This window comes from Phormidium tenue FACHB-1052 (genome assembly GCF_014696675.1).
GTDB lineage: Bacteria > Cyanobacteriota > Cyanobacteriia > Phormidesmidales > Phormidesmidaceae > Nodosilinea > Nodosilinea tenuis_A.
Map to the genome: position 1 here is coordinate 32,337 of NZ_JACJQN010000028.1, position 14,254 is coordinate 46,590.

Here is a 14,254-nt window from a genome sequence, read left to right on the forward strand (position 1 = left end):
CCTGGGCCGTCATCACCAATGAGCCCCCCTCCCTCAATACCCTGTGGCAGTATGCCCTTCGGTTCCGAGTCGAGGAGCTTTTCCTCGATTCAAAATCGGGGGGCTTTGAGCTAGAGTCCTCCAGCATTCGCTCGGCAACCGCCCTCGAACGCCTGTATTTGGTCGCCGCCGTCGCCATCCTTTATGGCACCACCCAGGGCATGGCGGTTCAACTTGATGGCCTCCGCACTCAGGTTGACCCCCATTGGATGCGAGGCATCAGTTATCTCAAAATCGGGCTCCGCTGGCTCAAGGGAGCCGTCAACAAAGGGCGTCCGTTGCTTCAGCCCATTGCCCTTTTCACCGTTGACCCAGAGCTCTGTTTTGCTTCTAAAAAAGCTGAAGCTCGCTACTATGACCGCATCTGGTTCTCTAGAATCCAGTCCATGCGCTGCCAATTATCCCCCTGGGAGGCAGGTTAAAGATGTGTCAGGCAGTCAGGGGATTTAGTCCTATTCTGCGATCGCGCAGAAATACCTGCTTAGGACGCCTGCGTGGGAAGAGCCTCATGGCAGTGCCGCTGATTGCATGCCCCATCCGTTACCTGCTCCTACTTTTCTGGTTTTGACGGAGAAGGGGCAACAGGCTAACGAGCTGCTCCTCTCAAATCTCCCTTGCAGAAAAGTGCAAGGTCTTTGGCTGTAAATGCGGTTTAATTCTGGTTGAGTCGCCCTAGAGTTATAGAGCAGCTAGGGAATCTATCTCGGCTGGTGCAGCGAGGGAGAGCTTGTTTGACAAAGCTTGTTAAGCCCGTTATCGACTCGGCTTGGCTATTGCGCTGGTGGCATCGGCACCAGGCCCAGTGGCTAAACCGCGAAGCCGATGCCATTCGCAATGGTCTGCTGCAAGATCTGTTTGCGGTGCGTCGGCAGCTAGAGCTGCTGCCCGGCAGCGGTGGTTTGGCCGCCGTCGAGCACCTATACCAGTCGCTTGCAGACCTGGGCAATCGGCTCAGCTCTCCCTACCTGCACGACTCGCTGCCCTTGGCGATTCAGCAGGCGTTGGCGGACTGGCCACCCCAGGTGCCTGCCAGAGCAGAGCTACCTAGCCAGTGGCCGACCGAACCGATCGAGCATACTCTGCTGCTGCTGGCGGTGTTAAATCACCTGGGGCAGGCCCTGGCGGCCCAGCCCAGCCTGCCCCAGGTCTGCGTTGTGAGCCTCGCCGCTGGCCCCGATCGCAAGCGGTTGACGGTCGCTGTTGATTATGAAAGTGCCGTTCCTGCTGCCTTGTTAGATTTAGACCAAGCGGAGACTTGGAGGGCTTACCTGACTACCTTTGACCTGTTCAGCCAGGGCCAGGCCAGCGCTACCCACGGGGGCGCTGCCCTGCGTTGGTTCTTTGACTGGTAGCGGATCACCGCGATCGCCCATGTAACGTATTGCTGCATCACCCCAACCCTATGACTACCCAACGCCAACAGCTGCTAGTCGTCGATGACCACGACGCCGTTCTCAATGGCACCGTCAGCGCCCTGCAAAAAGACTATCCCGACGCCGATATTCGCACCGTGCGCACCGCCCAGGAGGCTGCGGCCAGTGTGGCCACGGTCATGCCCGCCCTGCTGGTGGTCGATCTGTCGATTCCCGCAACCGCCGGGGCACCCTCGCTACCCGAGACGGGAATTGGACTGCTGCGATCGCTCATGCAGCAGCACCCCGACCTCAACATTGTGGTGCAGAGTGCCCATGTTAAGTCGCTAGTGCGGCTCAAACCGGCGATCGACGCCCACCAAGGGGGCTTTACCATTGTCGATAAAAGTCTGCCCCTGCACGAAATGCTGACCAAGGTGAGCTGGGCGATGCAGGGGTTAATCTACACCCCTAAAGATATGCGCAGCGGGCTGGAGGTCAAGCCCGAGTGGCTTAACGTCTTGCAACTGGCGTTTAAAGAAGGGCTGCAAGACAAGGCCATGGCCGATCGCATGAATGTCTCAGAACGCACCGTGCGCCACTACTGGAGCAAGGTGCAAGATGCCCTAGGCGTCTACCCCGACCCCGGCAAAAACATTCGCATTCAAACGGAAATTCGCGCCCGCGAAGAGGGGTTGATCGACTGAGCGATCGCACATTTGCTCACCTCTATCTGAGGGAAATAGCAAGTGACTTTAATCGGCGGCTCCACAAGGGGGCCGCTTTTTTAGTGCTGTAGTTTTCGGCAAACTACTTGGCAAGTTCAAGCTATTTTGCTGGCATTTATACCCCCTGACTGGGGCGGTTGAAAGCCCTAATCTAAGAGCCATAGAGAGCCAATTCCTTCGGGAAAAATTCTGAGTCAGGCTTCTCTTTTTTGTCATTCTATGGCCGCATCGAGTCTTGGTAGAACTACGCAGACTCAACTAAATATCGGCTTAAATGTTCCACTCTTATTCTTTGGAGAAACCGATGGCTATTATCAACGGCAGTGTTTTTGGCGATGTTGTGACTGGCACTATTGGCAGCGATTCTATTGCAGCTTTTGGCGGCAACGACTACATCTACGGCAGCTCTGGCAACGACTTAATCAAGGGCGGCTCTGGCGTAGACACCGTTGACTACAGCATGCTGGGTCAGCCTATCACCTTAGGGGCCGGTGGATTTGTCGGTAAGGGATTGGCTGGGGCTGACCAAATTGTGTCTGTCAACAACGTCATTGGTGCGATCGGTCAATTTAATACCATTGATGCCTCTACAGGCAACAGCGGCATTGTGTCGATTAGCGTCGATCTTTCTATTAATAGCTTAGTGGTTAATGATATCCCCGGCATTGGCACCATTGGACTGGGAGTTCAAAACTTTATTGATGTGATTGGCACCACCCAGGCCGATTTTATTGCCGGTGACTTTCAGGGTAATATTCTTAACGGTAACGGCGGCGACGACTTCTTATTTGGTAATTCTGGCAACGATTTAGTGATTGGCGGCCAGGGCAGCGATATCGTTTTGGGGGGCAGCGGTAGCGATACGCTGATCGGTGGTTCTGGCAATGACTTCCTTAACGGCTATGGCTTTACCCTTGGCGAGTTTGACGTGCTTGAGGGTGGTTCAGGGGCTGATGTGTTTACCCTGGGCGATGCCAACAGCCCCTACTACTTGGATTCGGGTTATGCCACTATTACCGACTTTAACTACCTGGAGGGTGACAAAATTCAGGTTACAGGTAGCGCCAGCAATTACGGCATTGCGTTCCAAGATCTTTCTGGAGGACTGGCTACTGATACGCTGATCTTCTTTGGCAGCGATTTGATTGGCGTTGTGCAAGATACGACAAACGTAATACCTGCGTTTGATTTCATCGCTGCCTAGGGCTGGCGATCGCGTTAATTCTCACTAATACTTGTCTCTCTAGCAATGCGATCGCTCCGCATTGCTAGAGTTTTTTAGGGTCATTGCCGCCGCCCAGGCGACTCCCGAGAAGAACGTGGTGCCCTGCCTGAGATCCTCTGCTACCCTGAGGCTGAGCTGTTGCTATGCCTCAGGAGAACCGGCTCAACAGGCTGCCTTGTCATCAAAAAGGGGTGTGTCTTGATGCCAAACCGTCTGCGCCGTCGCTTGAATGGCCTTTGGGGGCTGCTGTTTTTGGTGGGGCTAATGCTGGCCATCTGGAGCGGCCAGGGGTGGTGGTCGGTAGGGTTGGCGAACGATGCGATCGCAACCCAGGCGGGCACCCCAGAGCAGCTAGTGCAGGCCGGGGTTTCTGCTTATCAAGCTGGCGATTACCAGAGCGCCATCGATCGCTGGCAACGGGCGCTACAGAGCTATGGCCCTGGTGCCGAGTCATCGTCTCGGGTGCTGGTCTATGAAAACCTGGCTAGAGCCTACCAGCAAGTGGGGCAATCTGCTGAGGCACTCGATGCCTGGGCGGCAGCGGTGACTCTTTATCGCGAGGTGGGCGACTCGCTGCACCTGGGGCGCACCCTAACTGAGCAGGCCCAGGTGCATTTGAGCCTGGGGCAGCACCGCCGGGCGATCGCCCTGCTCTGTCTGCCCGCTACAGAGGCTTTTGCAGACTCTTGCACCCCCGGCTCGGCCTTCGCTCTCGCCACCGCCACTGACGATGCCCTGGGGGAAGTAGCCGCCCTGGGCAGTTTGGGCGAAGCGTATCGGCTTCTGGGCGACTACCCAGCAGCCGAGGCTGTGTTGCAGAAGGGTCTACAGCTGGTGCAGGAGCTGGGCTATGGTCAGTTTGAGGGGCCACTGCTCAACAGCCTGGGCAGCATTTTTCAGCGGCGATCGCGCATTGACAACCGCCGAGCTGAGGCGGCTAGCCAGCTCGGGCTAACCGGCATTGCCAACACCTTTAGCAGCCAGGCCCAGGGGCAGGCTCAGCAGGCCCAGCAGCTTTTAGAGCAAGCGCTAGAAAGCGCTCAGGGGCAGGGCAATCTAGCCGCTGAGTGGCAAACCCGCCTCAACCTGCTGCCCCTCTATCAACAGCAAGACAACTCGGCGGCTGTGGGTGTGACCCGCCAGCGGCTGAGCGAATTAATCGCCCAGTTGCCCGCCAGTCGCACCCTGGCCTACGGAGCGATCGCTCTGGGACGGTCATATCAGCCAGTGGGCACTACCTTTCGCTGTGTCATGCCCGGTGACGAGGCCCAGGCCCAGATTTGGCTAGACCGGGGAGCGGCGATCGCCACCCAAATTAACGACTACCGCGCCCAATCCTTTGCCCTGGGAGAGCTGGGCCACCTGCGCGAGTGCCAGGGCCAGCTAGCTGCCGCCATGGCATTAACCCAGCAGGCCCAAATAGCGGCCACCCAGGGCTTGGAGGTAGCCGACAGCCTCTACCTGTGGCAGTGGCAAGCGGGCCGCATCGATCGCCGCCAGGGCAACCTGGACGCAGCCCTGGCCGCCTACACCCAGGCCGTCACCACCTTAGAGAGCATCCGCACCGAAATTTTGGTGGCCGATCGCGATGTGCAGTTTGACTTTCGCGATACCGTTGAGCCCCTCTACCGCGAGCTGATTGAACTCCAGCTATCGGGGGTGGCCAGCCTTCAGGCGGCAAAGCAAGACCTGCCCCCAACGGACTCCGCCCTAGAATCGGCCCTGGTCACCGCCGATGCCCTGCGGCTAGCAGAGCTGCAAAATTACTTTGGCAACGACTGCATTCTCAACCCCGTGGCCCAGGCCCGAGTCGATCTGCTGGCCCAAAGCGCCAATACCGCCGTCATTAGCTCGGTCGTTCTGCCCCAGCGCACGGCCCTAATCGTCAACCTGCCCAACCAACCTCCCCAGCTCATCTGGATTGACAATAGCTCCCAGCTGCGAGACACCGTGGTGCAGTTTCGCCTCGGGTTAGAGGCCTTCTACACCGAACCCTACGACACTACCGTGGCCCAACAGCTCTACGGTCAGCTAATTAAACCTTTGGAACCGGCGCTAAAAGCGGGCAGTATCACCACCCTGGTGTTTATCCACGACGGTTTTTTGCGCAGTGTGCCCATGGCGGCCCTCTACGACGGCGACCAGTTTTTAATTGAGAAATACGCCGTGGCCACCACCCCGGCCCTCACCCTGACCACCGCCGCCGCACCGCGCCCTGAGAACTTGCAGGCTCTAGTATTGGGCAGTAGTCAAGCGGTGGTCGCAGCAGGGCGGCGGTTTCCGCCCATTCCAGCGGTGCCGACGGAGGTGGCCTCGGTCTTGGCCGCACTGCCGGGCAGTCAGGCCCTGCTCGATGAGGCCTTTGGCCAGGCCCAACTGCAGCAGGCCTTGCAAGAAACGCCCTTTTCCATTCTGCACTTTGCTACCCACGGTCAGTTTAGCCCCGACCCTAGGGAAAATTTCATCATCACCGGGCAGGGGGAGACCGTCACCTTTGGCCAGCTAGAATCGTTCATTCAGGCGGGGAACTCTAACAGCCCCCAGATTGACCTGGTCATGCTCACAGCCTGCGAGACCGCCGCTGGGGACGATCGCTCTACTCTGGGCCTGGCCGGGGTGGCGATTCGGGCGGGGGCCAGAAGCGCGATCGCCTCCCTCTGGCAGGCCGACGATGCCACCACCGCCCAAATTGCCCAAGACTTTTATCGGTTCTTGAAAGAGCCCCATCTCAACAAAGCCCAGGCGCTCCAGCAGGCCCAGATTCAGGCTATTCAGCGGGGTGCTAGCGTGACCCCTGGCAAGTGGGCACCGCTAATTTTGGTCGGCAACTGGCTTTGAACCGGAGATTTGCTCTCTGAAAATTTTCAAACGTTTGAACGTTTTCAGCGTGGCAATGTTCTGACTGACCTGGCGACGGCCACAGCATAAAGCCTCGGCCAGAGAAACGCAGACGTGTCTCTCTGGCCGAGGGCTAGCCGATGGGTGCAATTCATCAGTGGGTGCTGAGTTTGGGCAGCTTGACCAAGCCCCGGCGCAGGGCCACCACAGTACCCCCAGACATCAGCAGTAGGGCGGCTCCACCAACGCCCATGGTGCTGAGCGAAGCCTTTGACGAATCATTGTATCCTGAATGCTGGCAAAAATTAGCCTGGTCGCCACCCAAAAAGCAGCAGCGACCCTCAGATCGCTGCTGCTCGCCCTGCTGGCTGTTTTCGCCATCGCTGGCCTGCTAGCCGTTGCTCAACAAACCCTTGATGACCGTCTCTGCGGCTGACTTATCCCCTGGGGCAGTTCTCTGTAGGCGTTCGGCCAATTTGAAGACGTTTGCCTTGGTCGCATTAAAGGGTTTGGGAATGGTAGTTAACCCTAGCTGATCAAATTCCAAAAAGCCGGAGTCAGGCCCCGGCTTTTGAGTCTGCGTCGTCGAACTTCAACAGCCGTCTGGCCCGCAGAAACTGTGCCCGTACAGCACCTCCGCGTCACAGATATAGGCAATGCCCGCATAATCATTAAAAAACTGCACGGCGACCCGATCTGCGATCTTCTCGGCCATATCTCGATTTTCGGTGAGCACCTCAAATTTGATATTCGACTCGGTGTCAGAAACGCTGGGTTGTCCTGACGAGCGCACGTTACGACTGCCTTTACCGCCAGTTTCTAACACTGTGTAACCGGTCGCCCCGGCTTCGTCAATGACCTGAGCGATCTTTTTTAGCAGCAACTTCTCGGTGATGAGCACGAGCTTTTTGGCCGGTTTGGACATAGGTATTACCTTTCACATGAATTTACTGAACCACTGGGTCGCCGGACTAGGGGAGCACCGGCAGACCGGAGCCGTCTGAGATTAGCCACCCGTCAGCGCCTGGGCGAGCCCGACGAAGAGCGGTATGCACAATGCGATCGCAACCGGCGTGCCGATGGCCGTGGACGCGCCGATGTAGGCAGAGGGATTGGCCGACGGGATCCCAGCCCGCAGGGTGGGCGGCCCTGAAATGTCTGAACTGGAGGCGGCAATGACGGCTAGGAGTGCGACGCCGCCAGCGCTGAATCCGGTTGCATAGTGGGCAATCATGCCGAGACCGAAGGCGATAAACCCATGCAGAAACGGTGCCACAAAGGCATATAGGGCATACCACTGAGCCACCTTGCGCAGCTCGTTGAGTCTGGCCCAGGCCTCCATACCCATGATCAGCATCAATATCGAAAGCAGGCCGCGGAAGAGGGGATCATAGAAGCTCTCGTAGACACTTTCGGGCCGAGTTAGGATGCCTAGGGCAAGACCCAGCAGCAGTGCCGATAGGGCAGAACCCTGGATGCTTTCCTTCACGATGGGCCAGATCTGAACTCGATCGCTTGGGAGGCTGCCCCCCGGCCCGCTGGCATACCCGCCTGTACTACCACCCGATTCACCCGAATATCCGCCTGCATCACCGCTGCGCTGGTCAATGGGAACCCCGCCTGCGGCAACTGCGGGAACCGGCTGGTTGATGGGAGCCCTGCCTGCGGGAATCGGCTGCATGCCGAGATACTCTTCATGTCTGAGATATTTCTCGTTTTTGAGATACTTCTCGCGCTTTTGCTTGCTGGTATAAATGCTGGCTATAACGATTGCCGTCACGAGCGCCGGGATGTCCATAAAGGGATAGAGTGCGCCAGCCCATGCCTCGTATTCGATGCCTTGCCCTTCCAGTACCGTTATGCCGGCGACCATGGTAGAACCACTCACGGCACCGAACAAGCCCGAAGTGGCAACGGCATCTACGACTCGGATGCCGGGCAGTTTGGCGAACGTGTAGCGCCCAATCAGCACGATCACGATCCCTGTTACTACGGCAAACAGCGCGGGCAGCAGCATCTCTGCCAGATTGCCATTGCGAATCGCCATGCCGCCGGTCAGACCGACTTTGATCAGCAGCATGAAGACGATGAACTTATAAATTGCATCGGGAATTTGCAGCTCGCTACCGAGGGCAGCAATGACGATACCGCCAATCAGAAAGCCCAGGGTTGGGGACTGCAACTGCGCCCCAAAATTTGTTAAGAACTCGGACAAGAAATCCACTGAAACCTCCTTCTACCTCCTCTGAGGCGTGACTATGGTGATAAGTGAGCTTTAGACCTTGAGGAAAGTAAGGGCGCAGCGCTTCACCCCCACAGCACAGGTGTATGAAAATACCTGTCGACATGGTCATAGAGAGGGCCGCTCTCCGAAGAGGGCTGAAAGGTGCCGGTGTTCTGCACGCTTCTATAGACTCTTGTCTATTAATGCCTAAATCTCTATGTGCTCGAGTCTATCCTGAAAGGTGCCGGTTTTTTTGCTCTCCACCATGGATTTGCAACGCAATGTCAAATCCAAGTCATAAGTTTTTCTTTTTATAGACAGCTATTTTTTCCCGGCCTAGAACGCGCCGCTGCGCGCAACCTCAAAATCAAGCAGCTAGCGGAAAGTTCAGCCTCGAGCTGGGTGAAGCAACTCCGCAAGCTGCCTCTGGTGCTGGGCATCGTCGACGATCTGCTACCCCTCAATGCCAAAGCGTTGCGCGGCACGGTCAGATAACCGTAGGGTTTCAAAGTGCCTTGAACGGGCTTTCAAGTTGGCCTAGGGTTGGCCCAGTCAAATCAGCCTCAGCATTTGGCTGGGTATTGTAGAGGATGATCGGAGCATCGCGTCCTCTCAGCGATAGGGATGGCGCTACCTAAAAACTTTGAATTGGAGCCAATGAAAATTTTGAGTAAGCCGGACGATTTTTGGAGTCATTTGCGAGCTGTCTTAGGCTACCAGCTGCATCCCTAACAATTCGGCTTGAAGCGGATTATTTCCAAAATACTGTTTTTTTGTTGAAGTTTTTAGATAGAGTAGGAAAGCAGTTCTAAACGACTCTAGACTAATTTTCTATGGGTTGTTTAGTATTTTGACCTGTATTTTGTGGGCGTTCTAAATTATGGCAGTAAAAGAGAGAGAAGCGTTGACTGGCAAAGCGCTTCTAGCCAAGGTAAAAGAGAATGATGGACGGAGCAAGCGGGAACTGGCTAAGGAATGTGGTTATTTCACCGTCAGCAAAGATGGGCAAGCCCGTGTCGCTCTAGCCGAGTTCTACGATGCATTACTGGCAGCCAAGGGCATTCAACTTGAACCCCAGAAGAGTGCCGATGGCCGGGGCCGAGAAGCGTCTTACACCCTAACGGTTCACAAGAATGGACAGATTGTGATTGGCGCAGCCTATACCCAAGAGATGGGGCTGAAGTCTGGTGATGAGTTCAAAATTAAGCTGGGCTATAAGCACATTCACCTGGTTAAACTGGATGATGAAGGCAATGAAGACAATGACTGATTAGATAGCGATGTCAATGACGTGTTTGTCCCAGAAATGAGTTTCTGGTTTCAAGGGGCAACTCACCACTCAAGGTGAGTTGCCTTTATTTTGCTGTGTTTTAGCTGCGGGGGTTATAGAGACCTTCTGATTGGAGTTTTTCCGACGCGAATTTGAGGAAGGGCTCAGTTCTACCCTTGTTGTGGGTTTTGAGGGAATCATCACCGAGGGATTTGTTGAAGGCCTCAATTTCCTGTTCAAGATCAGTGGTAATGGCCTTAATGGCGGCGGCATGAACGCCGACGGCTTTGAGTAAGGCCCCCGAGAACTTGACGGTTGCCTCGGGATGTTCCTTGGCCCATAGTTGGGTGATCTCAAGGAGCCGCACCCCGCGCTGATAGGGCTTAGTATTTTGCGCCTTGTCGTGGTCGTCATCAACAGGCCGAGCCGGTTTAGGTGCCGCCGATGCCACTGGTGCCACTGGTTGCTCAGCCCCCTCACCATCGCCCTCTCGGTCAAAATCAAAGGCAAAGAAGCGCTGCGCGGCCTGAAGCTGATTGGGGTCAGCGGCGATCGCCTTCAACTCGTCAAGCATCGCCACTAGTCGCTCATGTTCGACTTTCAGCGCCTTGAGTTCTGAATCATCGTTCTGTCCCCCACCGCCAGAGCGGGCGAGTCGATCAATCGTCGCCGCCTGGGCTGAGATTGTCTGGGCCTGAGTCGAGATCGTCTGAGCCTGAGATGAGATCGTCTTCCAAACCGGGTTACCCTCCTGAGCCTCACTCATCGTCGTCATCGTTTTGGCGGGAAGAGAATCAGCCACAATCTGTGCTCCTTCAATTTCTATTTCTATAAAAGGTTGTGCAACCGGTGCATCCAACTCATCGGGTGGCAGAGGAATGGGGCCACTAGCGGACAACTTCACCCCCCGCGCTGTGAGCGGCTTCCCATTACGCGTCAGATAATACTGGTAGTAATGCCCCGTCACCGAGGCATTGCCGGTGGTTGTGTCATCGAGCAGCACATGACCGAGGAGATGCTGAGCCAAACGTTGCTCCGCGATATTGGGTGGGCAGAAGAAGTGGAGGGCGATCGGCACATAGACCGCGCGGCAGCGATGAATGGAAATATTGGTAAACCCCTTCGGGGTGGGCAGCACCTCACCGAGCACCTTAACCACCCGACGATTCACCCGAGCATTCAGCGCCTCCATTCTGGGGTCATCAGAAGCGACCCCGTCTAAGTCATGAATATCAGCCATAACCCTCAACGTTTCAACCGCCAGTAAGACGTTCTGTGCGGGCACCAACGTCAGCAAGTCGTAGGCCGCTTTTGCCGCCTTTTGCTGCCCCGTAAAGCGCAGTAAGTAGGGGTGCCCCTGGGGAATCAGCTTTGCCATCTCCCCCCCATGGGGATGGAGATGGCCGAGGCTGACGACCTCTGTGTGCCGTCGCCCAGTGACAGCCGCGATCGCAATGATCAAGTCGATCGGGTCATTCGAGGCCAACAGGACGTTAATTTTGCCCATATAGGCATCGAGGTCAACCGGCTGGCGATCGTCCTGACGAGCATTGGCATTTTGGGTGGTAGCGGCTCTGAGCAGGGCCTGCATTTCAATCGGGTAGGTGAACCCATCTAAGGCATAGTGCCGCGCCTCAGAGCCGCTGCTAGGCTCTCCTGGCAACGGATTGCGCTTCGTCCACCGCCGAGGGTACGAATTTTTGCCATTGAGAGTGATACGCCCCGCCTCAATCGCAGCTTTTATAGCTTTCGTGTAGCGCGGGAAATAGACCGAATTGATACTGCTGCGGGGATAGGCCCTCTCCAAAAGCTCCTGTTCCGCTGCACAGAGACGGTCAAGCGCCGCCTTTGTGTCAGTGCCAAGGGCATTCATCTCCATCAGCTTGGTCACCAAGATAGTGATCAGCTCCTCCAGTTCTTTTTTGGTGAGTTTGGTGCGATCGCCCTTTTCGATGCGCTGCTCCATCGCCGCGACGATTTCGGTGCGGGCTGTGTCGAAGGTTTGGGATAGAGAGGCCATAGCTGTTGTCGGAACGGTACGTTATTGAGCGGCATCATCTACAAGGTTTAATTATAGCAGTCAATAAATCTATATAGGTCAACCTGTAATTTTTTGCTAGTTGAGTTAGGCGTAGCCCAGGCTGGAGGAGGGCCATGGGTGATGGGTAGAATAGCCCCATGGAATTTCACCTTAGTCCCTAGTCTGTGCCGGGGGCTTTTTACGGCTCGAATTCCCACAGGTCAGCGAGTTGATAACGGAAGCAGTGTTGCCGATACCCAGGACGCGATCATCGCATCACCCCCGCCTTCTACCGAGCCACCGGCACTGGCCTGCTAGGCGTTGATAAGTAGAATGACTGTAGTGCAACTACGTCATTCCCATGGATTGTCCTTACTGCCAAAGCCAGCAAGTCGTGAAAAACGGGCGAGAGTCGCTTACGGACGGCACTGTGCTTCAGCGCTATCGCTGTAAGGGGTGCAGCAAGTGTTTTAACGACCGAACCGGCACCCCGATGGCTCGCCTGCGCACCCCGAGTTCAGTGGTTGCGACCGCCCTCAATGGCCGCAGCGAAGGCCTGGGAGTGAGAGCAACCGGTCGCTTGTTTGGGGCGTCGCACTCTACCATTTTGCGGTGGGAAGATCGCTTAGCCCGTCAGGCGGATGCCTGGTCACCGCCGGCCCCAGGTGGTCGAGAGGTAACGCTGGAAGGCGATGAAGTCTACACTCGCGTGGGCGAGAACCGTCCCCCCCAGTAGCTCCCAAGGGTGGACGATTCACTTTATTGAGCGCCAGAGCCGCTACTGGGTCTCAGCGATGGCCGGGCACAAAGACGAACTGCTGTTTCAACGGGGAACCCAACAGGCCTGGCAGTGGGCCAAACACTGCCCGTTCATTCGCTGGTTTACCGATGGAGAACACCGCTATGCTAAAGCACTGTGGGACTTGGCTAGCGTCTATTTGGCCCTGCGGGAGTGTCCCAGTCGGTATCGCACCCGAAAAGTCTGGCGGTATGGCCTGGAAGTCGCCATGAAAGTGAAAGGGTCTCAAGGTCTGCGGCGGGTCGTCTGGGTGAGACCAGAGCATCCCTACACCGCCGTTAGCCCGCTAACTGAGGTGCATGCCAACCATAACGAGGCTCACAATGCCGCCCTAAGGCGGCGATGCAGCGCTTATCGTCGGCGGCAAAACCTCTATGCTAAGACTCGCGATGGATTGCAACGAACCTTGGATGTTCAGCGGATCCTCCACAACTGGGTCAGGCCACACGGGGGACTTGGCAAACGGACGACTCCGGCGATGGCGATCGGCTTGTGTTGTCGCTTGCTATTCACCCAGGAGCTTCTCTGCCTGAGAGGGTTTCAATGTATCTCCTCTTAACAGACCAGTGCCAGCTGCTCGGATATCGCCGTTGCGCATGTGTTTTTTGTGGCCTCTGGAGTGCCGCCATTGGATATTGGCAAGGGAAGCGAGGGCGCGGAGTTTGTTCGTCAAAGTTCCAGAGCCGTTGATGACGGCCTGCACTTGCTCAGGGTGGATGGCGTCAGTGGCATTGAGGGCCAACGCATTGTCGAGAGAAGCGACAACGACCTCAGGCGCAGGGTTGCTAAGGGAATCTTGGTGCCGTTCATCGGCTTGGGGCAGGGCAGCGCCGCCATCGAGGGGGGCGATCGCATTGTCAATGCGTAGAGCCAGAGCGTAGATTTCGGCGGACCATTCGGCCTCGTAGAAGCGACGAGCGGCCTTGCCTGCTTGGAGGGTATAGAGGCAGGCAAGGAAAGCCAGCCAACCCGCGATCTGGAGCAGGATTGAGAGAGTGCGGTAGACGTCAAGGGCGCGATCGCTTCGCAGTGCTTGACAGGTGTTTCAGGTAGCGGTGGCCAGGATAGTAGCGGCGGTGGCGTAGGGGGCCAGCAGGGGGGTAACGAGTGCTTGGGGGGTGTTCATGGGGAATTGCCTTAAAGTGTGGGGTGAGGAGCCCTCATGGCGCTGAGGGCAGGCGTGTAGCGCTATTCGATGGAGAAGCCGTTGACGGTTTCTCCAGGAGGTTGAAGAGGCTGCTGGTGGCTACTGAGGTATTGCAAGTCTTTGGGGTCAAGCCCCAGAGCGAGGTGCTGCTTAACGTCGGGCTTGGAGGTGGCAGTGGTTCTGGTCATGGGGAGGGATTGAACTCTGACTACTCCATAATAGTTTGACTGCAACAAATATGCAATAGCAGTCAGAATGTTTATATTCAAATCTATTGCAGTTCAAAACCTTTGTAAATAAAGGGTTTGAACGCTTCGCAGGGAAATACTAACGAGTGTCATTGTCAAAATAAGAATATAAAAGTCAGCAACACAGGGAGCGATCGCGCTTTCGAGAGGCTGAAAGCATTGAAAAACCGTGCAAACTGATTGATATAAATCTCTTATGTCTCTGCCTTGTACACAGTTAGACATATGGAATATTAATATATTAGCAGTCAAATGGATAGGGGTTTTTATGTAAGTCGGGGATCGCTGGCGATCGCAGCAAGAGACAGAACAGCTAAAAGCCTTTATTTACAAGGGTTTCAGGGGTTTCGGAGGATCGCGATCG

Annotated in this window: 14 protein-coding genes; 10 read left to right on the forward strand and 4 right to left on the reverse strand. The window is 56.0% G+C overall.

The genetic code is table 11. The features are described 5' to 3' along the window. Positions 1-158: 158 nt before the first annotated feature. The 6 genes from H6G07_RS24895 (at position 159) to H6G07_RS24920 (ending at position 6,618) form a co-directional block, all read left to right on the forward strand. Positions 159-461: a hypothetical protein gene (locus H6G07_RS24895; RefSeq protein WP_242026982.1), complete on the forward strand. Its 303-nt coding sequence runs from the start codon at positions 159-161 to the stop codon at positions 459-461. A 309-nt stretch (positions 462-770) separates the two neighbouring features. Next, positions 771-1,391, forward strand: a complete 621-nt coding sequence (locus H6G07_RS24900; RefSeq protein WP_139297214.1) for a hypothetical protein — start codon at positions 771-773, stop codon at positions 1,389-1,391. Positions 1,392-1,441: 50 nt separating this feature from the next. Beyond that, a complete protein-coding gene (locus H6G07_RS24905) occupies positions 1,442-2,098 on the forward strand; it encodes a response regulator (protein WP_073611133.1) in 657 nt (218 codons plus the stop codon). Between the two features lie 325 nt (positions 2,099-2,423). Further along, the gene (locus tag H6G07_RS24910) at positions 2,424-3,323 is read left to right on the forward strand and encodes a calcium-binding protein (protein WP_073611134.1); all 900 of its coding nucleotides are present in this window, start codon (positions 2,424-2,426) and stop codon (positions 3,321-3,323) included. 222 nt (positions 3,324-3,545) lie between these two features. After that, positions 3,546-6,182 (forward strand): CHAT domain-containing protein, encoded by a 2,637-nt coding sequence (locus H6G07_RS24915; protein ID WP_073611135.1) that lies wholly within the window; start codon positions 3,546-3,548, stop codon positions 6,180-6,182. Between the two features lie 292 nt (positions 6,183-6,474). Further along, complete coding sequence (locus tag H6G07_RS24920) at positions 6,475-6,618, forward strand: hypothetical protein (RefSeq protein ID WP_171973113.1); 144 nt, start codon at positions 6,475-6,477, stop codon at positions 6,616-6,618. Positions 6,619-6,774: 156 nt separating this feature from the next. Here H6G07_RS24920 and H6G07_RS24925 read toward each other — a convergent pair whose 3' ends face one another. Both H6G07_RS24925 and H6G07_RS24930 read right to left on the reverse strand, forming a co-directional pair. Continuing rightward, on the reverse strand, positions 6,775-7,107 hold the full coding sequence (locus H6G07_RS24925) for a P-II family nitrogen regulator (protein ID WP_073611136.1): 333 nt from the start codon (positions 7,105-7,107) through the stop codon (positions 6,775-6,777). 81 nt (positions 7,108-7,188) lie between these two features. Further along, on the reverse strand, positions 7,189-8,406 hold the full coding sequence (locus H6G07_RS24930; protein WP_073611137.1) for a sodium-dependent bicarbonate transport family permease: 1,218 nt from the start codon (positions 8,404-8,406) through the stop codon (positions 7,189-7,191). A gap of 219 nt (positions 8,407-8,625) precedes the next feature. On the opposite strand from H6G07_RS24930, the gene H6G07_RS24935 reads away from it, so the two are divergent. Further along, on the forward strand, positions 8,626-8,901 hold the full coding sequence (locus H6G07_RS24935; RefSeq protein ID WP_190740800.1) for a hypothetical protein: 276 nt from the start codon (positions 8,626-8,628) through the stop codon (positions 8,899-8,901). A 385-nt stretch (positions 8,902-9,286) separates the two neighbouring features. Next, positions 9,287-9,676 (forward strand): AbrB/MazE/SpoVT family DNA-binding domain-containing protein, encoded by a 390-nt coding sequence (locus tag H6G07_RS24940; RefSeq protein ID WP_073611138.1) that lies wholly within the window; start codon positions 9,287-9,289, stop codon positions 9,674-9,676. Between the two features lie 100 nt (positions 9,677-9,776). Here the strand turns inward: H6G07_RS24940 and H6G07_RS24945 are convergent, their stop codons facing one another. Next, on the reverse strand, positions 9,777-11,696 hold the full coding sequence (locus tag H6G07_RS24945; RefSeq protein WP_190740802.1) for a protelomerase family protein: 1,920 nt from the start codon (positions 11,694-11,696) through the stop codon (positions 9,777-9,779). Positions 11,697-12,057: 361 nt separating this feature from the next. On the opposite strand from H6G07_RS24945, the gene H6G07_RS24950 reads away from it, so the two are divergent. Together H6G07_RS24950 and H6G07_RS24955 are read left to right on the forward strand one after the other, a co-directional pair. Beyond that, a protein-coding gene (locus H6G07_RS24950; RefSeq protein WP_139297232.1) for an IS1/IS1595 family N-terminal zinc-binding domain-containing protein occupies positions 12,058-13,054 on the forward strand; the annotation gives its coding sequence in 2 pieces (ribosomal slippage) (positions 12,058-12,417 and positions 12,419-13,054; 996 coding nt in all). 48 nt (positions 13,055-13,102) lie between these two features. Further along, entirely contained in the window at positions 13,103-13,363 is a 261-nt protein-coding gene (locus H6G07_RS24955) for a hypothetical protein (RefSeq protein WP_190740804.1), read from the forward strand. A gap of 320 nt (positions 13,364-13,683) precedes the next feature. Here the strand turns inward: H6G07_RS24955 and H6G07_RS24960 are convergent, their stop codons facing one another. Next, positions 13,684-13,830, reverse strand: a complete 147-nt coding sequence (locus H6G07_RS24960) for a hypothetical protein (RefSeq protein ID WP_171973125.1) — start codon at positions 13,828-13,830, stop codon at positions 13,684-13,686. Positions 13,831-14,254: the final 424 nt, after the last annotated feature.